Raw genomic sequence first — 25,935 nt, forward strand, 5'->3', positions numbered from 1 at the left:
CTCGGCAACGGCGCAGAATGCGTCGAGGAAAGTGACATGACGCTGTTCGATCAGATCCGCCGCGATCAGGACCGCAGCCCGGCGACCGGCATCTCCGGCATGCTGCGCTGGCTGCGGCACCGTCTGCCGACCGGCCTCTATGCCCGCTCGCTGCTCATCATCATCCTGCCGATGCTGATCCTGCAGACCGTAGTCGCCTTCGTTTTCATGGAACGCCACTGGCAGCTGGTGACCGAACGCCTCTCCGAAGCCGTCACCCGTGACATTTCCGCGGTGATCGAACTCATCGAGCTCTATCCGGAGCGGGAAGACTTCGACAAAATCGTCAACGTCGCAGCCAGCCGCCTGAACCTCATCGTCTCTCTGGAACCCGGCACCGAACTCCCCTCACCCCGCCAGCGGCCCTTCTTCTCCATTCTTGACCAGATCCTGTCCGACGAGATCGCCGAACAGATCCGCCGCCCCTTCTGGATCGACACCGTCGGCATGTCGCGGCTGGTCGAGATCCGCATCGTGCTCGAAGACCAGACGCTGCGCATCTTCGCCTCGCGTAACTCCGCCTATGCGTCCAACACTCACATCTTCCTTGTCTGGATGGTCTCGACGGCGCTCGTGCTGATCGTCATCTCGATCCTCTTCCTGCGCGGCCAGATCCGGCCGATCACGGCGCTCGCAAACGCAGCCGAGAGCTTCGGCAAGGGCCAGCGCCCGCCGGAAGGCTTCTCCCCCCGCGGCGCCGACGAAGTCCGCCGCGCCGGCCTCGCTTTCATCCTCATGCGCGAGCGCATCGAGCGTCAGATGGAACAGCGCACGGCCATGCTCGCCGGCGTCAGTCACGACCTGCGCACCATCCTCACACGCTTTCGCCTGCAACTGGCGCTCGCCGGCGACGGGCCGGAACTCGACAGCCTGAACCAAGATATCGACGACATGCAGAGCATGCTCGAAGGCTACCTGGATTTCGCCAAGGGAGAGGTCGAAGAAGATGTCGGCAGGCTCGACCTCAGCGAACTGTTCGAGCGGGTCGAAGCAGACTTTGCGCTGCATGAGCGCGCGCTCACCTGGAAGCTCGAGGGCGATCCGCTGGTCTTCGTGCGTCCGACCGCCTTTACGCGCCTCGTCACCAACCTCGCGTCGAATGCCCGCCGCTATGCGAACCGGCTCGACATCGATGCGAGACACACCGCGAAATGGCTGGTGATCATATTCGACGACGATGGACCGGGCATCCCCAAGGAAGCCCGCGACGACGTCTTCAAGCCCTTCTACCGCCTCGATGAAGCGCGCAACCTCGACGCATCGGGCACGGGCCTCGGCCTTGCCATCGCCCGCGACATCGCGCGCAGCCATGGCGGCAACGTCACGCTCGAAGACAGCCCGCTCGGCGGCTTGCGCGCCGTGATCCGCGTGCCCGTTTGAGGGCTTGAGAAAAAGAAAGGGCCCGAAGGCCCCGCAGATCACATCAGCTTCTTGCCGTTGGGCACCGGCTGTTCGACTGCCGCCAGGACGATCGCGCCATGCTCATCCTCGAAGCCGAGGGTCAACACCTCGGAGCGAAACGGTCCGATCTGGCGTGGCGGAAAGTTGACCACACCCAAAACCTGACGGCCGACCAGCGTCTCCGGCGTGTAATGCACGGTGATCTGCGCAGAGGACTTCTTGATGCCGATCTCGGGACCGAAATCGATCTTGAGCTTGAAGGCAGGCTTGCGCGCCTCCGGAAATGCCTCGACCTCGACGATCGTGCCGACACGGATGTCGACCTTTTCGAAATCGGCAAAGGTGATCTCGGTGCCGCTCACTGGGCGAGTTCCTCTGCTCGCTTGCGCGCAGCCTCGATCGCCACATCGAACAGCGGCTGCATGCCATCCTCGGCCATCAACACGGAGAGTGCTGCCGCCGTCGTGCCACCGGGCGATGTCACGTTCTTGCGCAATTGAGAGGCAGGGTCGGGGGACTGGTGCAACAATTCACCAGCCCCCGCGACCGTTTCTCGTGCGAGACGCATGGCGAGGTCCGCCGGCAGGCCCGCTTTCCGGCCTGCCTCTGCCATGCATTCGACGAGGTAGAATACATAGGCCGGACCACTGCCTGAAAGCGCAGTCACGGCATTGATGTCTGCTTCGCTGTCGACCCATTCGACGGGCCCCGAAACCTGGAGCAGACGGTGAACGATATCACGCTGAGTGGCGGAAACAGCCGCATTGGCATAGGCACCAGTGACGCCACGGCCGACCATGGCTGGCGTATTCGGCATGGCGCGCACCATGGCCGCCTTGCCGAGATGGGCTTCCATCGAGGCGATGGTCTTGCCGGCTGCGACGGAGACGACCGTTGTCGGCGGGCCAACGACGGATGCCAGTCCCGGAAGAACGGCGTCCATCACCTGCGGCTTCAAGGCAAGGAAGAGAATGTCCGCGACCAAGCCATCCGGCGGCGCAATAGAGTGGCTTGCACCCGCCTCGCGGATCGCGGCCATCATTTTATCAGAAGGACCGGGATCGAGCACCGTGACCGACGCCCCCGGCACGCCACTCTTCAGCCAGCCGGCCAGCATCGCGCCGCCCATATTGCCGGCCCCGACGAGGACGATGCGTCCGAATGCGGCATTCGTCATGCTCAGGCTTCTCCGACGGTCTCGAAAAGGACCGCATCCATGGCGCTCTTGGCGTCCATGCCGGACCAGACGACGAACTGGAACGCCTGGTAATAGGCTTCGCAGGCATCGACGGCTGACGAAAGCAAGACCTCGACCTGTCGATTGGTCGGCTCGGCACCACCGGCCAGCAGCAGAGACTGGCGAAAGATTACCACGTCCTCGTTCCGCCACAGGTCGAAATGCCCCATCAGCACCTGGCCATTGACGTAGGAGAGAAGCTTGATGACTTCGTTGAGCCGGTTCTCAGGGATTTTCAGATCGAAGGCAGAGGCGAGATGCAGTGCCTCGAACTCCTCCATCCAGGAGAAGGAGACGTGATAGTCGGCCCAACGGCCTTCGACTGTCATCGCGATTTCGTCTTCGCCCGAACGTTCGAACGACCAGTCATTGGTCGCCGCAACAAACTCGATCATGTCGACCGGGTTTGACTGGCGTTCGATTTCGATTTCCATGAGGCTCATGCATCACCTTCTTGACCGGAATGAATACGGGCACCCGGCGAACCGCCGGGCCACTCGGACACCTGAACCGGAAACTACTGAAAACGATTCCGAAGGACCCCAGGGTAGAACACGCACCCTGCCCGAAACTTACGCGGCCCCCGCTCAGAATCATCGTTGAAAATCAGTGTATAATCGTGGGGGGCCAGCACCAGCCCCCTCAGCCACATTTGGCTCAGACGCCTGTGGATGGCGCTTTCAGAATCGCCTTTGCATCACCCCATAAGCGACTCTGCCGATTGGCTTTTTGGGAGATGTCCACAAGCTGCAATTTTTTCGTGAGAAAACACCTTGGCGTCGCCGGTCAAGGCTCTGAAAAGACAAAAAGACCCAAAGCCACAGGCAATGGGTCTTCGACACACATGACAGCGAAGCGCTAAGCGTTTCGAAACGGAACAGCGGCCTTACTTGGCCTGGGCCGAAAGCTGTGCTTCCAGGGCCTCGAGGCGCGTTTTCAGTGCCTCGTTCTCCTCAAGCGCCTTCAGTGCCAGTTCCCTGACCACATCGAACTCCTCGCGCTTGACGAGGTCCATGCTGTTCAGCCAGCGCTCGGCCTGGGCGTGGAAGGCGGTTTCCACCTCTTTGCGAACGCCCTGCGCCGCACCCGCGGCATCGGTCATCAACTTGGCGAAATCATCGAGAATACGGTTGGGGCCGGTCGACATGGAAAACTCCTCTCAAGCAGACAACGGACTGGGATTGAACCCTTGGAAAAGGAGGTAGGACCAGATCCGTCGGCATGCAAGACGGCAGCAGCAGATAAAGGTGGTTGACGGTGTCGCAGACGGCCCGATTCCATCTTGACCCTGCCTATCCGCAACGCCATTTTCCAGCAGCATTAACGAAAGTACTCCATTGTTGTCAGTCCTGGACCTTTTCGCCGCCGTATCCTTTCCCGCGATCGACCCGGTCGCCTTCTCGATCGGCCCGCTGGCGGTCCATTGGTATGGGCTGGCCTATGTCGCCGGCATCCTTCTCGGCTGGATGATCGCCCGCGACTTGCTGAAACGCCCGCATCTGTGGCCGAACGGCCAGGCTCCGGCCACCCTGCAGCAGATCGACGACTTCGTCCTGTGGGCCGCAATCGGTGTCGTCGCCGGCGGTCGGATCGGCTACATCTTCTTCTACGATTTCGCCTCGGTGGCTGCCAATCCGATGCGCGCCATCGAGGTCTGGAACGGTGGCATGTCCTTCCATGGCGGCTTCATCGGCGCCACGCTGGCCATGGTCTTCTTTGCCCGCAAGCATCAGATCCGGCTCTGGAGCCTCTTCGATCTCGTGGCGAGTGTCGTCCCGCTCGGCCTGTTCTTCGGCCGCATTGCCAACTTCATCAATGGCGAGCTCTGGGGCCGCCCCGCCGATGTGCCATGGGCCATGGCCTTCCCGACCGGAGGCCCCTTCCCCCGCCATCCGAGCCAGCTCTATGAAGCAGCCCTCGAAGGCATCGTGCTTCTGATCGTATTGCAGATCCTTGCGCGCGCCTTCGGAGCCTTGGCCGCACCCGGACGCATCACCGGCATTTTTGTCGCCGGCTACGCCGCCGCCCGCATCTTCGTCGAATTCTTCCGCGAGCCGGACGTACAGATCGGCTACCTCTTCGGCGGCTGGCTCACCATGGGCATGGTGCTCTCACTACCCATGGTGTTGATCGGGATTTGGATTTTCGTGCGATCGGGCCGACGCGCCCCCGCGACGCAAGGCTGAGGAGCGCCGATGGCCACACCGCTCTCCGAGAAGATCAAGTCGCTGATCGCAGCCAATGGGCCGATCAGCGTCACCGACTATTTCGCCCTTTGCCTAGCCGACCCCGAGCATGGCTACTATCGCACGCGCCACCCCTTCGGCCGCGCCGGTGATTTCGTAACCGCCCCTGAGATCAGCCAGCTCTTCGGCGAGATGCTCGGCATCTTCATGATCAACGCCTGGCAGCGCCACGGCGAACCCCGGGACGTGCGCCTCGTCGAGATCGGCCCCGGCCGCGGCACGATGATGGCAGACATGCTGAGGGTCATCGCGCGTGCGGCCCCCAATCTCTATGAGACAGCGACCGTGCATCTGGTCGAAACCAGCGCGCTCCTGAAGCTCACCCAGATGGAAACCCTCTCCTCGCATGGCGACAAGGTTTCCTGGCACGAGAGCTTTGACGGCGTGCCCGACGGTTTCACCCTGCTCGCCGCCAACGAACTCTTTGACGCGATCCCGATCCGCCAGTTCGTCAAGACGCCGAATGGCTTTCGCGAGCGCATGGTCGGGCTGGACGAAAACGACGAGCTCTGCTTCACGCTCGGCGTCGCGACGCTGGATCCTGCCATGCTGCCCCAGGGCATCAGCCAGCCGCCCGACGGAGAAATCTTCGAGGTGGCCCCTGCCCGCCAGTCGGTGATGCTGACGATCTGCGAGCGTCTGATCGCACATCACGGCAGCGCCTTGATCATCGACTATGGCCACATGGTCAGCAATTTCGGCGACACGCTCCAGGCCGTGCGCGCCCATGAATACGATCCGCCGCTCGCCCATCCCGGCCTCGCCGACTTGACCAGCCATGTCGACTTCGAGAACCTCGCCCGCACAGCGCTCGCAGCCGGGGTGCATCTCAACGGCTGCATGCACCAGGGCGACTTCCTCGTCGGCCTCGGCATCGAGCAACGTGCCGCCTCTCTCGGCCGCGACAAGGACGACGCGAAACAGGCCGAAATCGTCGATGCGCTGCATCGTCTGGCCGGTTCCGGCAACGGCTACATGGGCGAATTGTTCAAGGTGCTCGCCGTCTCCATGCCTGCCGTACAATTGCTGCCATTCAAGCCGAAGCATTGACAGGGGCGGGTGCGATCTGCACGATCGCGCCTGCTCCGAACGGCTAAAATCGACAAAAGCCAATTGAATTCAACACTTTCGCCGCATCCGCATAGCATACGCGTGATTTGCCAAGGCTCAGGAGACCGATCATGAGCACAGCCGACCAGCCGCGCCCCGTCACAGCCAACAGCCTCGAAAATCTTGGCACAGCCGGCATCCGCCACGGTTTCTTCACCCGCGACGGCGGCGTCTCCGAGGGCATCTATCGCGGCCTCAATGTCGGCCTCGGTTCCAACGACGATCCCGACAAGGTGCGGGAGAACCGTCGCCGCGTCAGTGCCTGGTTCGGCCTGCCACTGGAACGCCTTGCCACCGCCCATCAGGTGCATTCGCCCGACGTCGTGGTGGTGACAGGCGATTACGATGGCAACCGTCCCCAGGCCGATGCGCAGGTCACCGCAAGCCGCGGCATCATCCTCGGCGTACTCACGGCCGATTGCGGCCCTATCCTCTTCGCCGATCCTGAAAACCGGGTCATCGGTGCTGCCCATGCCGGTTGGAAAGGCGCCCTTGGCGGTGTGCTGGAGAATACGATCGAGGCGATGATCGGCCTTGGCGCAAAGCGCGACAACATCCGCGCCACGCTCGGCCCGTCGATCTCCCAGGCCAGCTACGAAGTCGGCCCCGAATTCGTCGATCGCTTCCTCGCATCCAACCGCGACTTCGAAGCCTTCTTCACGCCGTCGCCTAAACCCGGCCACGCAATGTTCGACCTGCCGGGCCTCACCGTCCGGCGCCTGACACAAGCCGGTGTCACCGCCGACAGCGTCGGCCTCTGCACCTATGCCGCCCCTGAAACGTTCTTTTCCTATCGCCGGACCACCCATGCGGGCGAACCCGATTATGGGCGGCAGATTTCGGCGATAGCGATCAAGGAGGACTGAGATGGCCCTGCACTTCCCCGAGAGCGAATTTTCCGCCCGCCGCGCCCGCCTGATGGCCCGCATGGCCGAGGAAAAGCTCGATGCCCTGCTGCTCTTCGCGCAGGAAAGCATGTACTGGCTGACCGGCTTCGATAGCTTCGGCTACTGCTTCTTCCAGACCCTGATCGTCCGGGCAGACGGCAGCCTCACGCTGCTAACCCGCACGCCCGACTTGCGCCAGGCTAAGCACACCTCGACCATCGACAACATCGTTGTCTGGGTCGACAGGCCGAATGCCGACCCCGCCGTCGACCTGCGCAACCTGCTGAGCGACCTCGATCTCCTCGGCATGCGCGTCGGCGTCGAATACGACACTCATGGCATGACGGGCCGCGTCGCGCGCCTCGTCGACAATCAGCTGACCAATTTTTGCGAGGCGATTGATGCCTCCTACATCGTCAGCAACTTGAGGCTGGTGAAATCCGCAGCCGAGATTGCCAAGGTAACCCATGCGGCAGAGCTTGCCGACCTCGCGTTTGATGCGGCGCTGCCATTGATCGGCGAGGATGCCGACGAAGCAGAGATCCTAGCCGCCATGCAGTCTGCAATCCTGGCCGGCGGGGGTGACTATCCCGCCAATCCCTTTGTCATCGGCTCGGCCGCAGACGCACTTCTCTGCCGCTACAAGTCCGGGCGGCGCAAGCTGTCGGCCTCGGATCAGGTGACGCTGGAATGGGCGGGCGTCTCCTCGCACTACCACGCGCCGATGCTGCGCACCGTCTTGGTCGGCGACCCCTCGCCCCGCCACCGCGAGCTTTATGCCGCCGCCCTCGAAGGCATGCGGGCAATAGAGCATGTCCTGCGCCCCGGCCACACCTTCGGCGAGGTCTTCGACGCGCATGCCAAGGTGATGGATGATCGCGGCCTCACCCGCCATCGCTTCAATGCGTGCGGCTATTCGGTCGGCGCCCGTTTCGCGCCCTCCTGGATGGAGCACCAAATGTTCCATGCCGGCAATCCGCAGGAAATCTCCGCCGACATGAGCCTCTTCGTCCATATGATCATCATGGACAGTGATCGGGAAACCGCCATGACGCTCGGCCACACCTACCTGACGACCGAGACCGCGCCGCGGGCGCTCTCGCGTCATTCACTCGACCTGATCAACTTGTGAGGCCGATGAGCCGGAAAGCGTGAGGTAAAGAGGCATTGCCCGCTTGTTCAGGGAATTGACAGGCTGAGAATGCTAGTCACATTAATTGTGACAGAGTGAAGGGGAAGGACCCGCAGTGGTGAGACGTTCCCGTAGAATGACCACGAGACTGGCCGGAGCCTTCGGCCTTCTCCTCATGCTTGCCGGCTGCAACAGCACCGAAGTGCTGACACCGCCTGCGGAGGTCGGTGACGGCAGCCAGCCTGCCACCTATTCCCAGCAGCTCGCCTCACCGGCAGTCGGCACCCAGCCGGTGCAAAGCGCACCGCTCGGCCAGCCGGGCGGCTATGCAGAACCTGTCCGCGGCCCGCAGAACTCGCTGGAAGCCCAGGCTGCGGCTCTGGCGCAAGGCGGTCGCAACCCCGTCGCCTCCGCCCCCCTCGAAGGTGCCGACACCCAGGCCTTCCCAGCCGCCCCGCAACAAACGGCGGCCCAGCAGCCCGCAAGCCAGTCACAACCCGCCCCGCAACAGGCACAAAGCCAGCAGGCCGCCCTACCCCCTGCCGCTCAGGCGACCGGCAGCATCCGCTTTCTGCCGATCATCGGCGCGCCGGTTCAGGCCGTCACGCCGCTCTCCCGCCAGCTTGGTGCCGAGGCTCGTGCCCGCGGCCTCACCATCAAGAGCGCGAGCGACGCTTCGAGCGAGCACATCCTCAAAGGCTACTTCTCCGCCTTCGCCGACAGCGGCAATGTGACGATCACCTATGTCTGGGATATCCTCGATGCCAGTGGCGGTCGCCTGCACCGGATCCAGGGCCAGGAGATCGTCCCCTCCGGCGCACAGGACCCCTGGGCTGCCGTTCCCGCCTCGGTCATGCAGCAGATCGCCACGAAGAGCATGGCAGAATATGTATCATGGCGGAACAGTCGCGCCGGCTGAGAACCGAGCGATATCCGTCCTGTAAAACCGCAAATCATGCGCCCCATTTGGCGCATCAACCGAAAATATGGGCCTTACCGTCCAAACCTCTTGCATTCAGGGGGAAGGGCGCTAAAAAGCCCGCATCTCAGCATGGTAACAGGCGGGCCAAGATGAAGGTTTTCGCAGGTAATTCGAACCGGCAACTTGCCGAAGCGATCTGCTCCTATCTCAACGTACCACTCGGCAAGGCCAGCGTCCGCCGTTTCGCAGACCAGGAAATCTTCGTAGAGATCCAGGAAAACGTGCGCGGCGAGGACGTCTTCGTCGTTCAATCGACGTCCTTCCCGACGAATGACCACCTGATGGAACTGCTGATCATGATCGACGCCTTCCGTCGATCCTCGGCACGCCGCATCACGGCCGTTCTTCCCTATTTCGGCTATGCTCGTCAGGACCGTAAACCCGGCCCGCGCACGCCGATCTCGGCAAAGCTCGTTGCCAACCTGATCACCGAAGCCGGTGCCGACCGTGTTCTCACGCTCGACCTGCATGCCGGTCAGATCCAGGGTTTCTTCGATATCCCCACCGACAACCTTTATGCCGTGCCGCTTCTCGCCCGCGACATCAAGGAACACTACGACACGAACAATGTCATGGTTGTGTCGCCCGACGTCGGCGGCGTTGTGCGTGCCCGTTCGCTGGCCAAGCGCCTCGACTGTCTGCTCGCCATCGTCGACAAGCGTCGTGACCGTCCGGGTGAATCCGAAGTCATGAACGTCATCGGCGAAGTATCCGGCAAGGATTGCATCCTGATCGACGATATCGTCGATTCCGGTGGCACGCTCTGCAATGCGGCGGAAGCGCTGCTGAAGAACGGTGCGACCAGCGTGACCGCTTATATCACGCATGGCGTGCTCTCCGGCGGCGCCGTCACCCGCGTGGCCTCGTCGAAGCTCCGCGAGCTTGTGATCACCGACTCGATCCAGCCGACCACGGCCGTCCAGTCGGCACACAATATCCGCGTACTCTCGACCGCCACGCTGCTCGGTGAGGCAATTAACCGCACCAGTCAGGAAGAGTCGGTTTCCAGCCTCTTCGACTGAGGAAAACGCGGCCTCGCAAGTTAACTCTAAGCAACGAAATGCAGTGTCAGCGGTGTCACGGCCTCTTGCACTGCGTCTACGCTTTGCATACAGCTTGCCGCGCATTGTTCCATCTTGGAACGGGGCATTTCGGACGACGACACCCTTACGCGTGATTTGATGTCACTGACCGTTGAACAGCTGCTTGCCAATCTGGACCTGCATGAGGCGGTGAGAGACCAGTCACGGGCACTCCTGCAAGTCAATGACGAAACCCCTCGCCTGGCAGCCGTCTTCGGCACACAGCAGCGCTGGCTGCTCGGCCATCTCGCCATGGGACAGTATTTCTCGGAAGTCGCACGCGGTAATCCAGAACCCGTCATCCTGATGGCCCGCTACCTCGAGCAGGTGAAAACGCTCGGCATCTCCTCGGTCAACACCGCAGACGCCTTCATCAAGGAAATGCTGGTCTACGGCATCGCGCAGCACGGTCAGACGCCTGACCGCCGCAACCGCCCCTTCGTGCCGGCCCCGCAGACCATCGCCGCCACCCGCCGCTGGGTCTCCATTCACTTGGCCACCCTCGATCGCCTCGACGGTGGCAGGAGGCTCGATGGCCTGGAGACGGACGACAGGATCCTGTCGCGCCTGCACCCGGAAATCACGACCCGCGCCATGATCTCGCCGGAACTGCGCAGCCCCACCCAGACCTGGTCGCTGTTCACCTGGCTCAACAACGGCGGCATTGTCATGGACTGGCTGATGGTAGGCGTGGAGCCGGTCGATCCGTCGGTCAAGCGCATTCCGACCCAACTCCGCTCGGTACCTGAACTGGCCGAAAACTTCCGCCTGTCGCGCACCCACCTCACCCGCAAGCTGCGCGAGGCAGAAGCAATCGGCAGCATCGGCTGGGAGGGTAATCGCGGCCGCTCCGTGATGTGGATCTCAAGGGAATTCCTGCTCGAATATCACACGACGCAGGCCTACAAGCTCGCGATCATCGATGCCGCCTGCGAAAAGATCGGCCTGCGCTGAAGCCTGCCCCGATCTCAGCCCCGCTGTAGCGGCAGCGGACAGGCCTCATCTCCGGAAAACAAACGTGACCGTGTGAGGAAGCGCCGCTCGCGGCCATTGTCGAGCGAGAACATACCCCCTCGCCCCGGCACGACATCGATGATCAGCTGCGTATGCGCCCAGACGGCATACTGGCTGCCGCTGATGTAGAAGGGCACGCCACCGATCTCGCCGAGCTTCACGTCGGTCTCGCCGACCCGGTAGTCGCTCGCCGGATAACACATCGGCGAAGACCCGTCGCAGCATCCGCCGGACTGGTGGAAGAGGATCTCGGGATGATCCCTCTGGATTTCGGCGAGAAACGCGAGTGCGGCGTCCGTTGCCACCACACGCGGCTGAATTTCGCTGGTCACTGTCTGCCCTCCTGGTTTCAGAACGAAAGAACCCCTCCCCCTGAATAGGAACAGGAAGAGGGGTATCGGGGCGGTATTGGCGGAACACCGCCCCTGGGGAGGGCCTCAGAAGAAGCCGAGTGCCTTCGGGCTGTACGACACCAGCATGTTCTTGGTCTGCTGGTAGTGGTCGAGCATCATCTTGTGCGTCTCGCGACCAATGCCCGACTGCTTGTAGCCACCGAAGGCGGCATGCGCCGGATAGGCGTGGTAGCAGTTGGTCCACACACGACCGGCCTGGATGTTGCGGCCGAAGTTGTAGCAGGTATTGGCATCACGGCTCCACACGCCGGCCCCCAGGCCATAAAGCGTGTCGTTGGCAATTTCGAGCGCCTCTACTTCGTCCTTGAAGGTCGTGACGGATACGACGGGCCCGAAGATCTCCTCCTGGAAGACGCGCATCTTGTTATGGCCCTTGAACACCGTCGGCTTGACGTAATAGCCGCCGGCCAGCTCGCCTGAAAGGCTGTTGCGCTCGCCGCCGATCAGCACTTCCGCGCCCTCCTGGCGACCGATATCCATATAGGACAGGATCTTTTCCAGCTGCTCGGAGGATGCCTGCGCGCCGATCATGGTCGACATGTCGAGCGGGTCACCCTGTTTGATGGCGGCCACACGCTTCAGTGCCTTTTCCATGAAGCGGTCGTAGATCTTCTCATGCACCAGGGCACGGCTCGGGCAGGTGCAGACTTCACCCTGATTGAGGGCGAACATAGCAAAGCCTTCAAGCGCCTTGTCGAGATAGTCGTCATCCTCGCGCATCACGTCTTCAAAGAAGATGTTCGGCGACTTGCCGCCCAACTCCAGCGTCACCGGAATGAGGTTCTGGCTGGCATATTGCATGATCAGGCGGCCGGTCGAGGTCTCGCCGGTAAAGGCGATCTTGGCTATGCGCGGGCTCGTCGCAAGCGGCTTGCCGGCTTCGAGGCCGAAGCCGTTGACGATGTTCAGCACGCCCGGCGGCAGGAGATCGCCGACCAGTTCGATCCAGACGAGGATCGAGGCTGGCGTCTGTTCGGCAGGCTTCAGCACAACGCAGTTTCCGGCGGCAAGCGCCGGTGCCATCTTCCAGGCCGCCATCAGGATCGGGAAGTTCCAGGGAATGATCTGCCCGACAACGCCGAGCGGCTCATGAAAGTGATAGGCGATCGTGTCGTGATCCACCTCGCCGATCGTCCCTTCCTGGGCGCGGATGCAGGAGGCGAAATAACGGAAATGGTCGATGGCGAGCGGAATGTCGGCGGCCATGGTCTCGCGCAACGGCTTGCCATTGTCCCAGGTCTCGGCCCGGGCGAGCAGTTCGAGGTTGTCCTCCATCCGCTGGGCGATCTTCATCAGGATGTTGGAGCGCTCGGTGGTCGAGGTCCGGCCCCACTTGTCCTTTGCGGCATGGGCTGCATCGAGGGCGAGGTTGATGTCATGCTCATCGGAACGGGCGATGTCGCAGAGCTTTCCACCGGTGACCGGCGTCGTGTTCTCAAAGTAGCGCCCATTCACCGGCTCGCGGAATTCGCCGCCAATAAAGTTGCCGTATTTCAGCTTGAACGGCGAAGCCGCAATTGTCTGGACCTGAATGTTCATCTGTCATCCTCCCTGTGAAAGGACCCCTCCTCGGGTCCCGATGGCAGGATGATTGCCGCCTTCTCTCTTCAGGAATAGTGCCGCGAAACAGTGCTGCAGCGCACAGTGTTTCAGTCTTGCGACACATATTGGAGATCAGTGCAGCTGGAAGCGCTTCATCTTCCGGTGCAGCGTCGCGCGGCTGATGCCGAGCATCTGGGCTGCCTGCGAAACATTGCCATTGGCACGCGACAGCACCCGGCGGAGCGCCGCCCGCTCGGCATCGTCGAGATCGCTGGTGCGGCCATTATGGGTTTCGCGAAGCGCATCGGCGGCCGGCAACCCTTGCGCAATCAACCCGTCATCGAGCTTCAGCGCCACCCGTGCAGCCTTGGTCGCACCGAGGATCAGGTCGTCGCCATCGACGGCGATCAAGGCTGAAAGCGACTGGGCCTGCGGCACCACGACGATGCGTGCGCCGGCAAAGGCCTGCCGAAACAGATTGCTTTCCACCCTTGCCGCCGCATCGCGCACCGCCTGAGACAGGACAGCGAGCGTCATGTCGGAAACATCGTTGCGGCAGGTGGATACATCGAGTGCCGCTGTAACACGGCCGAGATGGTCTCGGATCGGCGCCGTCGCGCAGGAGAGTTCGATATTCGCGCTCATGAAATGCTGATCGCGATGGATGACGACGGTCCGCTCGTCAGCGAGTGCGGTGCCGATCCCGTTGGTGCCGACACTCGCCTCGCTCCACAGCGTCTGCTGCCAGAGCCCAAGCGCCCGGAACTCGACATCATCACCCGGCGCACCACGCCTGTCGACCACGATCCCACTATGATCCGCAAGGACGATGCAGCAACCGGATCGCCCGACCATCTGGTAAAGCCGATCGACCTCATCGGCGGAACTGCCGATCAAGCGCTCCATGCGCTCCCGCGCCTCGCGAAACGTCGCCTCGTCCACCTGGACTGGCTTTCGCGCCTCTTCCGGCTGCAGGCGATAAAGGTTGAGACACCGGCTCCACGAGGCGGCGACCGGTGAGGTCACCGCCGCGGATGCCTTCTGCGCCGTCGAGTAGACGAGATCGGAATGACTGATATCCTGACGCATCGGCTCCTCCCAAAGCACTGGCATCAGTATGCGCCATCCGCCTGAAGAGGCAATCGCTCATGTGAGCGTCAAATGACCACCCCTCACGGCCGTCCGCAAAGTGGCGCAAATCTGCGACAGTTCACCCAGACAAAGACCAAAGCGCTTAAGCCGCAAGCCCGTCCTTCGTATCATCGGCCACAATCCGCTCATCTGCATCAGCGGGCGCTGCCGGATTGACGATGGCCTGGAGTTCGGAAAGCGGCACCGGGCGACCGTAGAAATAGCCCTGCACCTGCGCGCAGCCTTCGTCCTGCAGGAACCGCAGATGCTCGGCATTCTCCACGCCCTCGGCCAGAACCGGGATATCGAGGCTCTGCGCCAGGATCAGCGTCGAGCGCACGATCGCCGCCGACTGCCGGTTATCGGCAACGTTGTCGATGAAGCCCCGATCGATCTTGATCTTGTCGAAGGGGAAGAGCTTCAGCGTCGAGAGCGACGAGTAACCGGTGCCATAGTCATCCATCGCGATCTTCACGCCGATCGTCTTCAGCTGCCGAATGATCGAGAGCGCGTTCTGCTGGTCGGCGATAATGCCGGATTCGGTGATTTCGAGCTCAAGGCGGTCGGCGGCAAGGCCGGTTTCCTTGAGAATATCCCGCACACGCTGCGGGAAATTGCTGTTGGCGAGCTGCTTCGGCGCGACATTGACGGCGATCCGCAAGGGATTGTTCCACTTGATCGCAGCCAGGCAGGACTGCCTCAACACCCAGTCGCCGAGCTCCATGATGAAGCCGGTCCGCTCTGCGATCGGGATGAACTCGACGGGCGATACCATGCCGCGCTTCGGATGCAGCCAGCGCAGCAAAACCTCGAAACCGACGACTTCGCCCGTCACCGTGTTGTTCTGCTGCTGGAAGTAGAGCATGAACTCGCCGCGTTCGAGACCGGCCCGCATGTCCATGGCAAGGGCGCTGCGTTCGCGGGCTGCCTGGTCCATCGACCGGTCGTAAAAACAGATCTGGTTGGAACCGATGGACTTGGCGCGGTACATCGCCGTATCCGCCTGCGCCAAGAGGTCATCGATCGTCTCGGCGCCGTCAGGCGAGACGGAAATACCGATGCTGGTGCCGATGGAGAGTGTCATGTTCTCCCACTCGATCGGCTCACCGAGATCCCTGACGATCCGTGCCGCCATCTGCTCGGCTTCCGAATGCGTAAACAACCGGGACGTCACGGCGACGAATTCGTCCCCGCCGATGCGGGCAACGAACTCACCCTCGCGAAGGCGGCGCCCCAGTCTCTCGGCAGCAATCCTCAGAACGTGATCGCCAGCCGCGTGCCCATGCACGTCGTTGATTTCCTTGAAGCGGTCGAGATCGAAGGACAGGAGATAGACCCGGTCGCCCCCTGCCGCCGGCCGCTCCAGCATGTCGCTCAGTCGCTCGACAAAGGCGCTCCGGTTCGGGAGGCCTGTCAGCGCGTCATGCAGCGAAAGCTGGCGGTAGCGCTCGACGGCCGACTTGGTGGACTGCCGGTCGATCACATAGGTCATCGAACCGATGGAGAGGATAAGGACCGTGACCAGCATCAAGACGACGGTCAGCACGCTTTCGGGTAGCATGTCGGCCGGCAGGGCCGCGGATGCATCCGGCACGACGGTGACGCCGGTCATGCCGATGAAATGAGTGGAGGCAATCGCCAGCACAAGCGCCACACCGCCGCCATAACGGCAGAACCGGGTCACGGGCCGCGCCACGCGACTCGTCGCAATCGCTCCGAAAAGCGCACCGGCCACGAGCGAAACGGCAACATAAGTGCCGTTCCATTCGAGATGCCCCTGCACCTGATAGCCCGCCATGCCGACGTAATGCATGGCGGCGATGCCGGCGCCCACCACCGCACCGCCCGCCTCGATCAGCAGGCTGCGCTGGGTCGCCGCTGCAATCGCAAAGCCGATCCCGGTAACGGTGATGGCAAGAACAAGCGACGCCAGCGTCGCCTTTGGCTCGTAACCGGCCAAGACGTCTGCCTCATAGCCCATCATCGCCACGAAATGGGTTGTCCAGATCGCGGCGCCACCGATCACGCTGGTCAGCGAGATCCAGCTCGCCCGTGCCACACCCCGCGTGTTTCTCACCCTGCCGAAGAGCCGCATGGTCAGCAGCGAACCGAAGACGCAGATTGAGACAGCCGCAATCAGCGACAGCGGGTCATGTTCAACAACGATACAAGTGAGAACTTCGAGCATGAAATGGGACCACGTGAAAAACCAGAGCCTGATTTAGCATTGGTCAATTTCGAAGTGCTTGAGCGGAATGGTTACCAAATCGACTTCGCCGCACCGAATGCACTTAACGCGATCACAAATGTGTAATCGGCACCGGCAGCCCGCAGAACCTTGCTATTGCGCATCATCTGGTCTATAGGCGCCCGATCCGCACAGACACCCTTGGAGGCAATGTGGATGGGACCGGCAACGGTCTCCGGTTCTGGCATGGCATCTAAGCCGCCAGGGCTCTCCAGTAACTTGAAAGGTAAAAGCCATGAGCCACGCTTCTTACGAGCTCAAGGCCGTAGCACGCGAACGGGTAGGTAAGGGGTCCTCCCGCGAACTTCGCCGCAACGGTCTCATCCCGGCTGTCATCTATGGTGACAAGCAGGCCCCGATTGCGATCTCGATCAATACGAACGAGGTCACCAAGCGCATCCACGCCGGCGGTTTCATGACCACGGTTGCAACCATCGATCTCGATGGCCAGAAGATCCGCGTTCTGCCCAAGGACTACCAGCTCGACGTCGTTCGTGATTTCACGATGCACATCGACTTCCTGCGCGTCTCGGCAGACAGCCAGGTTTCGGTTCAGGTTCCGGTTCACTTCGTCAACGAAGAGAAGTCGGCCATCAAGACCGGCGCCGTTCTCAACATCGTTCGTCACGAAGTTGAACTGCACTGCCCGGCTTCCGACATTCCGGAAGCGATCACTGTTGACCTCGCCGGCCTGAAGGTTGGTGATGCGATCCACATTTCGGCCGTCAAGCTGCCGAAGGGTGTGACCCCGGTCATCGCTGACCGCGACTTCACGATCGCCACGATCGTAGCTCCGGCAGGCGGCGTTTCCGAAGAAGAAGAAACGACCGAAGCCTGATCTTCAGCTCGGTTGTAACAATTGAGCCCATCCCTTCGCGGGGATGGGCTTTTTGCTGTCCGATAGACTCGATTCCGACCATTTCTCTTTAGTTAGATTTAAAGTATTTCGTGAAAGCCTTCGCCTCGCAATTATTGCGTGAGGGGAGTTTTGAGCATCATGCTGCATCATCCCGCGCCTCCCGAGGCGGACTGCTGATGACACGTTCGGTCGAGAGCCGATTTCTCGCCATTGTGGGGATCACGATCTTTATTCTGGTCGTGCCGCTCTTTGCGCTGTTCCTGTCTCTGGCGACGGAACGCGCTTCCAACGAACTGCAGCAAAACCTGGACATCCTGCTGGCGGCCAACGCTCAGGCCCTGGCAAAACCGCTCTGGGACTTCGACGAGGAAAGCGTCGAGCAAATCACCGCCACCATCGTCTCCAACGGCCCCGTCAGCCGCGTCAACGTCAAGGATATCTCCGGCGGCATCTCGGTCTCCATGCCAGCGCTGCCAAAATGGCCGAAGAACGGCCTGGAATCGATCACCCGCGAAATTTTCTACCGCGCCGTCGAAGGCCCCAAGTCGGTCGGCACCATCACCATCTATTATAGCCGCATCGACATGTTTTCCTCGCTGCGCCAGGCAGAGGTCATGCTGATCGGCATCTTCATGCTCGCGGTCGTGGGCGTGGTCGGCGCAGCCATCGTCGGTAACCGGCTGATGGTCATGAAGCCGCTCCTGAAGCTCACAGCAGCAATTGAGGCGACCCGCCGGCTCGGCTCCCGCCACCATGTCGACTGGCAGTCCAACGACGAGATCGGGCGGCTGGCGCGCAGCTTCAACGCCATGCAGATCAAGCTGGAGCAAGAAGAGGCCGAACTTCGCCTCGCCCACCGGCGCTCGACCGATATCTACAACACCACCCCCGCCATGCTGTTTTCCCTCGACGAGGAAGACCGTATCACCGGCGTCAGCGACTACTGGCTCGTCGCCACAGGCTATCAGCGCCACCAGATCGTCGGCCGTCGCTTCATCGAACTCGTGCCTGCTGAGGCCCGCTCCGGCTACCTGGAGCGCAAGAAAACCCGCTCCATCGCCGACGTGCTGGAGGCCACCACCCAGTTCGTCTGCGCCGATGGATCCGTGATGGATGTGCTAATTGCGGAAGCAAACCGCACGATCGAGGGTGCACAGGAAGACTTGTCCCTGTCGGTCATGACCGATGTCACCGCGCTTAAGCAGTCCGAAGAGCGCAACCATCGCCAGGCGATCACCGACCATCTGACCGGCCTGCGCAACCGCCAGGGCTTCGAGACCGCCCTCGACAGCGAGATTATCGCAACCGATGCCGCAGGCGAGGAACTGGCCTGCATCTTCGTCGATCTCGACCGCTTCAAGTGGATAAACGACAATCTCGGCCATCAGGCCGGTGACATCGTGCTCTGCCGTTTTGTCGAGCGCATGAATGATCGCCTGCCAAAGGGTGCGATTGCCGCCCGTCTCGGCGGCGACGAATTCGCCGTTCTCTTGCGCGGTCATGCGATCGAGCCTGTCGCAACCGAAATCAGCCGCGCCCTCTGCGAGATCTTCGTCGACCCCTTGACGATCGAAGGCTCGACGGTGCGCCTCAGCGCCAGCATCGGCATCGCGCTTTATCCCCGCCACGCCGCCAATGCCGCCGAGCTGCTGCAGAAGTCGGACATGGCGATGTACAGCAAGAAGCGCGACGGCAAGAACGGCGCGATGCTCTACAATTCGGAGATCCAGGACCACACCCGCCGCCGCGCCGAAATCGAGCACGACATCGAAGAAGGCTTGGCGGAAGACTGGTTCGACGCCTTCTTCCAGCCGATCGTCGAAGTCGGCACCGGTCGCACCGTCGGTTACGAGGCCCTGATGCGTCTCGTTCATCCAGAACGTGGCGTCATCCCGCCGGCCGAACTCATCTGCGTGGCGGAAGAGACCGGCGCGATCAGCCGCCTCGGCGGCCAAGTGCTGGAAAAGGCGCTCTCGAACCTTGCCCGCCTGAGTGCCGCGACCGGCGATCACGACGCCTATCTCGCCGTCAACTTCTCGCCGCTGCAGTTCGATCAGTCACTGCCCGTCCGCCTCGCCGCGCTGACCACCCATTTCGACATCGCCCCGCACCGCATCGTCATCGAAATCACCGAAGCGACGCTGCTGCATGACAATCCGCAGATCCGCACGATCCTCGATGAATTCAACCGCTACGGCTATCGCCTCGCGCTCGACGACTTCGGCACGGGCTACTCCTCGCTCAGCTACCTGAACCGCTTCCCCGTCGACATCGTTAAGATCGACCAGTCCTTCATCCGCTCGCTGACAGAGGATGAAGCGGAACTGCGCCACAAGAGCCGCATGCTCGTGGAAGGCATCACCGCAATCTCCCACAAGATGGAATGCGCCGTGGTCGCAGAGGGCATCGAGACCGATGAACAACGGCAGATCCTGGAAGAATTCGGCGTCGACTACGGCCAGGGCTATCTCTTCGCCCGGCCACAGCCGCTGGCCAAACTGATCGAACAAGCCACCGCCACACCGGCCCGCCTGCAAATGGCCTCCGCCGGCTGACACCAAACGCAAGAGGGAACCGCAATGAAAGTCCTTGGCCTTCTACTTTCACTTGCGGCGGCCCCGGTCGCCGCCGCAGACATCGTCCACTTCACGACGGAAGACTACCCACCCTACAACTTCCGCGTCGGAGCGGAGATCCGTGGCGCAGGCTACGATCAGGTCCTCCTGATGATGGAAGAGATCAAAGTCCCCTACACGCTCGAGATGATGCCCTGGGCGCGCGCCATCGCCCTGGCTGAAACCGAGCCAATGCATTGCGTCTTCACGACCGCCCATATTCCGGAACGTGACAAGAAGTTCAAATGGGTGGAGCCCATCGCCGTCGGCCGCAACTTCATGGTCTCCGACAAGAGTTCGGGCATCAAGGTCGCCAATATCGAAGAGGCCAAGCGCTACATCGTTGGCACCCAGCGCAACGACTACACCCAGACGCTTCTGGAAAACGAAGGCTTCCCCAAGATCGACCTCGCCACCGACCTGAAGCTGACGCTGAAGAAACTGCAGAGCAAGCGCATCGACCTGATGCCGATTTCCGAGCAGCATTATATCGAGCTGCAGGAAAAGGGTGAGGAGCTCGAGGCTCAGTTCGTCTTCTCGGAGCAGAAATTCGCCATCGCCTGCAACGCAAATTTCCCGGAAGATCTGCTTGCCCGAATGCAGGGCGCGCTCGACAAGCTGATCGCCGACGGCACCCAGGCCGAGATCTTTGAGACCTATAATCTGCGCTATTCGAACTTCGGAATGGTTGCCGCCAAACCGTGACGATCCGACATCCGTCTTGACATTCAAGCCGTTTCGCTGTCGGGAAAGGCAAAGAACCTCAAGACGGATCTCGGGCAATGATCATCCTGGCCGGCCTCGGCAATCCCGGTGCGCAGTACGCGAAGAACCGGCACAATATCGGCTTCATGGCGGTCGACGCGATCCAGCGTCGCCACGGCTTCTCGCCATGGGCGAAGAAGTTCAAGGCCGAGATCGCCGAAGGCACGCTCGCCGGCGAGAAGGTCATGCTGATCAAGCCGCAGACCTTCATGAACCTCTCGGGCGAGAGCGTCGGCGAGGCCATGCGCTTCTACAAGCTCGGCCCCGAAGACATCGTCGCGATCTATGACGAACTCGACCTCCTGCCCGGCAAGGCCCGCATCAAGACCGGCGGCGGTCATGGCGGCCACAACGGCATCAAGTCGCTCGACGCCCATTGCGGCCTGAACTACCGGCGCCTGCGCCTCGGCATCGGTCATCCCGGCGACAAGTCAAAAGTCCACAACCACGTGCTCGGGGACTTTGCCAAGCTGGACGCCGAATGGCTCGATCCGCTGCTCGAGGCGCTCGCCGACAATGCCGAGATGCTGGTGCGCGGTGAGGATTCGCAGCTGATGAACAAGCTCGCGCTCGCAACCGGCGGCAAGGCCGAGGACGAGAAACCAGCCAAGGCCCCAAAGGCTCCGAAACCGGCTCAGTCCCACATCCACCAGGCCCGCAACTTCAACCAGCCGAAGAAGCTTCCCGAGAGCGGCCCCATGGCCGAGATGCTGAAGAAGATGTTCGGCCCCAAGGGCGACTGACCACACCCTAACGGGCGCGCCCTGCCCCGCCCTAAAACAACAGCCGCGCAAACGACCGGAAGACGACCATGAGCCACGACATCACCACCGACCTCGTCACCCTGCGCGACTACTGGCGTTATGCCATCTCCCGCTTCAATGCCGCCGAACTCAGCTACGGCCACGGCACCCACACCGCCGTCGACGACGCAGCCTTCCTCATCCTTGACAGCCTCGACCTTCCGATCGACACACTCGACCCCTTCCTCGACGCGAAACTGCTGCCCTCGGAACGCCGCCTACTGGCAGACCGCATCGAGAAGCGTGTCGCGACCCGCAAGCCCTCGGCCTATCTGACCGGCCGTTCCTACATTCAGGGTCTGCGCTTCTTCGTCGACGAGCGCGTGATCGTACCCCGCTCGCATATCGGCGAGATCCTGTTCAACGAATATGGCGGCGAATTCGGCTCGACCTTCCTGCCCGATCCCTTCGCGGTGGAAAGCGTGGTCGACATCTGCACCGGCTCCGGCTGCCTCGCCATACTCGCCACGCGTTTCTTCCCGCTCGCTGCCGTCGACGCCGTCGATCTCTCCGCGGATGCGCTGGAAGTTGCCGAAAAGAACCGCCAGGCCTATGGCCTCGAAGACCAGCTGATGCTGCATCAGGGCGACCTCTTCACGCCGCTATCAGGCCGCAAGTTCGACCTCATCATCACCAACCCGCCCTATGTTGACCACGAAGCGATGGAGACCTTCCCGGCCGAATACCGCGCCGAGCCCGCCATGGCCCATGACGGCGGCGAAGACGGCCTCGATCTCGTCCGCACGCTGCTCACTGAGGCCCCCAAGCATCTGAACCCGGGCGGCGGCATGCTCTGCGAAATCGGCCGCGGCCGCGATATCCTCGAAGCCGAATTCCCCGACCTGGACTTCCTCTGGGTCGAGACGACGGAAGAGGAAGACGCGGTGTTCTGGATCAGCGCGGAAGCATTGGGGGTGAAGACGAAGAAGGGCAAGTGAGGTTAGCGTATCACCAAGTGAAGGTTTCGATCCGGTACCAGAAGAGATCGACGAGCGCTGCGAGGCTCCAGTCGATCCAGTAGGCAATGACTTTCGAGACATCGGGAACGAGCAGCAGCACGACAAACCCGCTCAGCATGGCCCAGCACACCGCGAGCCGTAAGTTATGCAGGCTGTCGAGGCGGTAATAGCCCGCATCGTCATACTCGGTCTTGAAAATCATGTCGGTCCAGCTGTAACCGTCGCTGATCACGAGATCCATGACAGGTCGATCCGACAGGCGGTCCGGCAAGAGGTTGAAAACGGCGCGCGAAACATGCCCCAGCGCACCCAACAGGGCAAACACAGCCAGCGCCACGACATAGTGCCAGGTGGCTGCTTCGGCGAGTGTCTGCGGATCGGGCGTCATGGGGCAAGTCTAGCCAGCAGACGTAATGATTTGGTTTCTGGCCTTAAGTCTGCACCGGCTTCGCAAGCAACCCTTCAACAAGTGCCCGAAACGCCTCCTGCGCCCGCGGCAGCACGCTCTCGGGCTCCGCGCTGGCGGCAATCCACATCGCAGCATTGAGCGCTGCCCCGCTGATCAGCCGCGCCGCGGCTTCCGCATCGACCGGTTTGAGGATCCCTTCCGATATCAGGTCCTCGACGGCCTGACGTGTCACCTGGAGGCAGGAATTCTGGCTCGGCCACTGCGAAGGGTCACCCAGCACCGCCGGACCGTCAAGCAGCACGATCCGCTGCACCTCGGGATCGAGCGCCATCTCGATATAGGCTGCCCCTTCCGCCAGCAGTGCATCCCATCCCTCCGCGGCCGCAGCACCGCGCGCCTTGGCCCGTTCGGCCATGTCGCTGTCGATCTGGTTTACGACAGCGGCGAACAGCCCGCGTTTGTCGCCGAAATTGTGGTAGAGCGCGCCGCGTGTCAGCCCCACATCTGCGGTCAGCGCATCCATGGACGCATCCGCATAGCCCTTCTCCGCAAAGGCTTTGCGCGCAGCCGCGATCAGCTTGCCGCGATTTTCCGCCATGCTTTCTGACCGTGTGCGCTTCACGCCAATCTCCTGACTTCACATACATTGCGTATATGAATTTGACATACGACCCGTATGCGGATAAATCTACATACGCAACGTATATGAAATCTTCAGCCTGCAGCCAAGCGGCATTTCACCGACCCACCCACGGGCGGAAGGATGCCGCATGCCCGAAAGGATACCCATGACCAAGCCTGAACCCGTTTTCCCCGCAAACCGCCACGCCCTTTACGAAGAGCACGGCTATTCCGCCGCGATCCGCACCGGCGACCTGCTCTTCGTCTCCGGCCAGGTCGGCAGCCGCGATGACGGCACGCCCGAGCCAGACTTCGAGGCCCAGGTCCGCCGCGCCTTCGCCAATCTCGAGGCAACACTGGCCGCCGCCGGCTGCAGCTTCGCCGATCTGGTCGATGTCACAAGTTTCCACACCGACCCGGAAAACCAGTTCGCAACCATCATGAAGGTCAAGGCGGAAGTCTTCCCCGCTCCGCCCTATCCGAACTGGACGGCGGTCGGCGTGACCTGGCTCGCCGGTTTCGCTTTCGAGATCAAGGTCATCGCCCGCATTCCACAGGCGCGATGAGCAGGCGCAGGTACTCGCTTGCAAATGAAGAGGACGCGAGCAACGCGTCCTCACTCCTCCGGTTCGGCCGTAAACAACAGCGGCATGCCCGCCTCCTTGGCGAGATCCATGGCTTCCGTCACCTTCGTCTCGGCGATCTCCCGCGTGCAGACCACGACCACCGCCGAGCCGAACTTGTGCGCCGTCATCATCACCCGGTAGCCCGTCTCCTCGCTCATCCGGAACACCACCTTCAGGACGATCGTAACGAATTCGCGCGGCGTATAGTCGTCATTGTGCAGGAGCACCTTGTAGAGCCGTGGCTTCTCCACCTTGGGCTTGGTCACCGTCTTCGGCGTCAGTACCGTATCTTTCGCCATAGGTTCCTTCCGGATCTAGAGGCCGCATCAGGCCCGCAACACTTGACCATGCCCTTCCTATACCCCATAGGCGTGGGCAACGAAAATCCATCCCGAGCAGGTATATAGAGCCATGGGCTTCAAATGCGGTATCGTCGGGCTGCCGAATGTCGGCAAGTCCACTCTTTTCAACGCGCTGACCAAGACGGCGGCAGCCCAGGCAGCCAACTATCCCTTCTGCACGATCGAGCCGAACACCGGTGAAGTGGCAGTTCCCGATCCGCGCATGAAGAAGCTGGCCGATATCGCCGGCTCCAAGGAAATCATCCCGACCCGCATCTCCTTCGTCGACATCGCCGGCCTCGTGCGCGGCGCCTCGAAGGGCGAAGGTCTCGGCAACAAGTTCCTCGCCAACATCCGCGAAGTCGATGCCGTGGTCCACGTGCTGCGCTGCTTCGAAGATGACGACATCACCCATGTGGAAGGCAAGATCGACCCGGTCGGCGACGCCGACACGATCGAGACCGAGTTGATGCTCGCCGACCTCGAAAGCCTGGAACGCCGCGTCGAGCAGACCCGCAAGCGCGCCGCCTCCAAGGACAAGGAATCGACCGCCCAGCTGCCGATCATGGAGCAGGTGGTGAAGCTCCTCAACGAAGGCAAGCCCGCCCGTCTTCTCCTGAAGACGCTTGCCCCCGACGAGATCGAGATCCTCAAGGGCCTCAACCTCCTCACCTCGCATCCGGTCCTCTACGTCTGCAACGTCGCCGAAGGTGACGCCGCAACCGGCAACAAGCACACCGAAGCCGTCGCCAAAATGGCAACGGAACAGGGCGCCGAATGCGTCATCATCTCGGCAGCCATCGAAGCCGAAGTGGCCCAGCTGCCGGAAGAGGAGGCAACCGAATTCCTCTCGGCCCTTGGCCTCGACGAAGCAGGCCTCGACCGCCTGATCCGCGCCGGTTACCACCTGCTTGACCTGATCACTTACTTTACCGTAGGCCCGAAGGAATGCCGTGCCTGGACCATCGTCCGCGGCACCAAGGCGCCTGCCGCAGCCGGCGTCATCCACACCGATTTCGAACGCGGCTTCATCCGCGCCTTCACCATTTCCTATGACGACTACATCGCCTTCAAGGGCGAAGTCGGCGCCAAGGAAGCCGGCAAGGGCCGCGACGAAGGCAAGGAATATGTCGTGCAGGACGGCGACGTCATCCACTTCCGCTTCAACACGTAAGTGTACCGATCAGAACGAAGAAAGGCCGCGATCCCCTCGCGGCCTTTTTTTTGCATTTCAGAGCTCTGTGAGCCTCAGGCCCGCTTCACCGGGCAGGTCGAGAGACCCATGATCGAATAGAGCGGGCAGCTCGACATCAGGCCGGTTGCAAGTGGCACGATCCCGATAAGCGTGAAGTAGCGCCACCAGGCGCCCGGATAGATGAAGAACAGCGACAGAAGCGCGAGACCGGCAACGATGCGCAGGATGCGGTCGAGACCGCCGACATTCTTGGCAAACATGGTGATTTCCCTCCGTTG

The 25,935-nt window shown here is 61.8% G+C and carries 27 protein-coding genes; 15 read left to right on the forward strand and 12 right to left on the reverse strand.

What is annotated here, in order from left to right:
• Positions 1–36 precede the first annotated feature (36 nt).
• Positions 37–1,419, forward strand: coding sequence for an ATP-binding protein (locus C0V73_RS00395; protein WP_102018029.1), 1,383 nt, complete (start codon positions 37–39; stop codon positions 1,417–1,419).
• 38 nt (positions 1,420–1,457) lie between these two features.
• Here C0V73_RS00395 and C0V73_RS00400 read toward each other — a convergent pair whose 3' ends face one another.
• From C0V73_RS00400 to C0V73_RS00415, 4 genes are all read right to left on the reverse strand, one after another.
• Positions 1,458–1,802, reverse strand: coding sequence for a tRNA-binding protein (locus tag C0V73_RS00400; protein WP_102018030.1), 345 nt, complete (start codon positions 1,800–1,802; stop codon positions 1,458–1,460).
• Complete coding sequence (gene proC / locus C0V73_RS00405) at positions 1,799–2,617, reverse strand: pyrroline-5-carboxylate reductase (RefSeq protein ID WP_102018031.1); 819 nt, start codon at positions 2,615–2,617, stop codon at positions 1,799–1,801. The genes C0V73_RS00400 and proC overlap by 4 nt, the downstream gene beginning before the upstream one ends.
• A gap of 2 nt (positions 2,618–2,619) precedes the next feature.
• Entirely contained in the window at positions 2,620–3,120 is a 501-nt protein-coding gene (locus C0V73_RS00410; RefSeq protein ID WP_102018032.1) for a YbjN domain-containing protein, read from the reverse strand.
• Between the two features lie 443 nt (positions 3,121–3,563).
• Positions 3,564–3,824 carry an accessory factor UbiK family protein gene (locus tag C0V73_RS00415; RefSeq protein ID WP_102018033.1) on the reverse strand — a complete coding sequence of 87 codons (261 nt, stop codon included), beginning with the start codon at positions 3,822–3,824 and terminating at the stop codon, positions 3,564–3,566.
• A gap of 190 nt (positions 3,825–4,014) precedes the next feature.
• Between C0V73_RS00415 and lgt the strand changes: the two genes are divergently transcribed.
• From lgt to C0V73_RS00450, 7 genes are all read left to right on the forward strand, one after another.
• A complete protein-coding gene (gene lgt, locus C0V73_RS00420) occupies positions 4,015–4,863 on the forward strand; it encodes a prolipoprotein diacylglyceryl transferase (protein ID WP_102018034.1) in 849 nt (282 codons plus the stop codon).
• A gap of 9 nt (positions 4,864–4,872) precedes the next feature.
• The gene (locus C0V73_RS00425) at positions 4,873–5,973 is read left to right on the forward strand and encodes a class I SAM-dependent methyltransferase (protein ID WP_102018035.1); all 1,101 of its coding nucleotides are present in this window, start codon (positions 4,873–4,875) and stop codon (positions 5,971–5,973) included.
• Positions 5,974–6,104: 131 nt separating this feature from the next.
• Positions 6,105–6,899: a peptidoglycan editing factor PgeF gene (gene pgeF, locus C0V73_RS00430; RefSeq protein WP_102018036.1), complete on the forward strand. Its 795-nt coding sequence runs from the start codon at positions 6,105–6,107 to the stop codon at positions 6,897–6,899.
• Between the two features lies 1 nt (position 6,900).
• Positions 6,901–8,052 (forward strand): Xaa-Pro peptidase family protein, encoded by a 1,152-nt coding sequence (locus C0V73_RS00435; protein ID WP_102018037.1) that lies wholly within the window; start codon positions 6,901–6,903, stop codon positions 8,050–8,052.
• 136 nt (positions 8,053–8,188) lie between these two features.
• Entirely contained in the window at positions 8,189–8,971 is a 783-nt protein-coding gene (locus C0V73_RS00440) for a hypothetical protein (RefSeq protein WP_102018038.1), read from the forward strand.
• A gap of 152 nt (positions 8,972–9,123) precedes the next feature.
• On the forward strand, positions 9,124–10,056 hold the full coding sequence (locus C0V73_RS00445) for a ribose-phosphate pyrophosphokinase (protein WP_102018039.1): 933 nt from the start codon (positions 9,124–9,126) through the stop codon (positions 10,054–10,056).
• A gap of 159 nt (positions 10,057–10,215) precedes the next feature.
• A complete protein-coding gene (locus C0V73_RS00450) occupies positions 10,216–11,070 on the forward strand; it encodes a hypothetical protein (RefSeq protein WP_102018872.1) in 855 nt (284 codons plus the stop codon).
• A 14-nt stretch (positions 11,071–11,084) separates the two neighbouring features.
• Here the strand turns inward: C0V73_RS00450 and C0V73_RS00455 are convergent, their stop codons facing one another.
• From C0V73_RS00455 to C0V73_RS00470, 4 genes are all read right to left on the reverse strand, one after another.
• Positions 11,085–11,462 (reverse strand): DUF779 domain-containing protein, encoded by a 378-nt coding sequence (locus tag C0V73_RS00455; protein ID WP_102018040.1) that lies wholly within the window; start codon positions 11,460–11,462, stop codon positions 11,085–11,087.
• Between the two features lie 105 nt (positions 11,463–11,567).
• Positions 11,568–13,082: an aldehyde dehydrogenase gene (gene adh, locus C0V73_RS00460; RefSeq protein WP_102018041.1), complete on the reverse strand. Its 1,515-nt coding sequence runs from the start codon at positions 13,080–13,082 to the stop codon at positions 11,568–11,570.
• A gap of 135 nt (positions 13,083–13,217) precedes the next feature.
• The gene (locus C0V73_RS00465; RefSeq protein WP_102018042.1) at positions 13,218–14,174 is read right to left on the reverse strand and encodes a helix-turn-helix domain-containing protein; all 957 of its coding nucleotides are present in this window, start codon (positions 14,172–14,174) and stop codon (positions 13,218–13,220) included.
• 145 nt (positions 14,175–14,319) lie between these two features.
• Positions 14,320–16,404, reverse strand: a complete 2,085-nt coding sequence (locus tag C0V73_RS00470; RefSeq protein ID WP_102018043.1) for a bifunctional diguanylate cyclase/phosphodiesterase — start codon at positions 16,402–16,404, stop codon at positions 14,320–14,322.
• Positions 16,405–16,699: 295 nt separating this feature from the next.
• Between C0V73_RS00470 and C0V73_RS00475 the strand changes: the two genes are divergently transcribed.
• The 5 genes from C0V73_RS00475 to prmB all read left to right on the forward strand — a co-directional run bounded on the left by C0V73_RS00475 (position 16,700) and on the right by prmB (position 22,444).
• Entirely contained in the window at positions 16,700–17,302 is a 603-nt protein-coding gene (locus tag C0V73_RS00475) for a 50S ribosomal protein L25/general stress protein Ctc (protein ID WP_102018044.1), read from the forward strand.
• Positions 17,303–17,499: 197 nt separating this feature from the next.
• Positions 17,500–19,878: an EAL domain-containing protein gene (locus C0V73_RS00480; RefSeq protein WP_102018045.1), complete on the forward strand. Its 2,379-nt coding sequence runs from the start codon at positions 17,500–17,502 to the stop codon at positions 19,876–19,878.
• Between the two features lie 24 nt (positions 19,879–19,902).
• Positions 19,903–20,643, forward strand: coding sequence for a transporter substrate-binding domain-containing protein (locus tag C0V73_RS00485; RefSeq protein ID WP_102018046.1), 741 nt, complete (start codon positions 19,903–19,905; stop codon positions 20,641–20,643).
• 77 nt (positions 20,644–20,720) lie between these two features.
• A complete protein-coding gene (gene pth / locus C0V73_RS00490; protein ID WP_102018047.1) occupies positions 20,721–21,446 on the forward strand; it encodes an aminoacyl-tRNA hydrolase in 726 nt (241 codons plus the stop codon).
• A 68-nt stretch (positions 21,447–21,514) separates the two neighbouring features.
• The gene (gene prmB / locus C0V73_RS00495) at positions 21,515–22,444 is read left to right on the forward strand and encodes a 50S ribosomal protein L3 N(5)-glutamine methyltransferase (RefSeq protein WP_102018048.1); all 930 of its coding nucleotides are present in this window, start codon (positions 21,515–21,517) and stop codon (positions 22,442–22,444) included.
• 10 nt (positions 22,445–22,454) lie between these two features.
• On the opposite strand, the gene C0V73_RS00500 is transcribed toward prmB, so the two are convergent.
• On the reverse strand, positions 22,455–22,853 hold the full coding sequence (locus C0V73_RS00500; RefSeq protein ID WP_102018049.1) for a hypothetical protein: 399 nt from the start codon (positions 22,851–22,853) through the stop codon (positions 22,455–22,457).
• Positions 22,854–22,896: 43 nt separating this feature from the next.
• On the reverse strand, positions 22,897–23,496 hold the full coding sequence (locus C0V73_RS00505; RefSeq protein WP_102018050.1) for a TetR/AcrR family transcriptional regulator: 600 nt from the start codon (positions 23,494–23,496) through the stop codon (positions 22,897–22,899).
• A 166-nt stretch (positions 23,497–23,662) separates the two neighbouring features.
• On the opposite strand from C0V73_RS00505, the gene C0V73_RS00510 reads away from it, so the two are divergent.
• The gene (locus C0V73_RS00510) at positions 23,663–24,061 is read left to right on the forward strand and encodes a RidA family protein (protein ID WP_102018051.1); all 399 of its coding nucleotides are present in this window, start codon (positions 23,663–23,665) and stop codon (positions 24,059–24,061) included.
• Positions 24,062–24,111: 50 nt separating this feature from the next.
• On the opposite strand, the gene clpS is transcribed toward C0V73_RS00510, so the two are convergent.
• The gene (gene clpS / locus C0V73_RS00515; RefSeq protein ID WP_006725606.1) at positions 24,112–24,420 is read right to left on the reverse strand and encodes an ATP-dependent Clp protease adapter ClpS; all 309 of its coding nucleotides are present in this window, start codon (positions 24,418–24,420) and stop codon (positions 24,112–24,114) included.
• A gap of 112 nt (positions 24,421–24,532) precedes the next feature.
• On the opposite strand from clpS, the gene ychF reads away from it, so the two are divergent.
• Positions 24,533–25,636 (forward strand): redox-regulated ATPase YchF, encoded by a 1,104-nt coding sequence (gene ychF / locus C0V73_RS00520; RefSeq protein WP_102018052.1) that lies wholly within the window; start codon positions 24,533–24,535, stop codon positions 25,634–25,636.
• A gap of 74 nt (positions 25,637–25,710) precedes the next feature.
• Here the strand turns inward: ychF and C0V73_RS00525 are convergent, their stop codons facing one another.
• Positions 25,711–25,917, reverse strand: a complete 207-nt coding sequence (locus C0V73_RS00525; RefSeq protein ID WP_102018053.1) for a DUF2892 domain-containing protein — start codon at positions 25,915–25,917, stop codon at positions 25,711–25,713.
• Between the last annotated feature and the right edge of the window lie 18 nt (positions 25,918–25,935).

The sequence above is a fragment of the Rhizobium sp. TH135 genome (assembly GCF_002855515.1).
In the GTDB taxonomy this organism is placed as follows: Bacteria; Pseudomonadota; Alphaproteobacteria; order Rhizobiales; family Rhizobiaceae; genus Allorhizobium.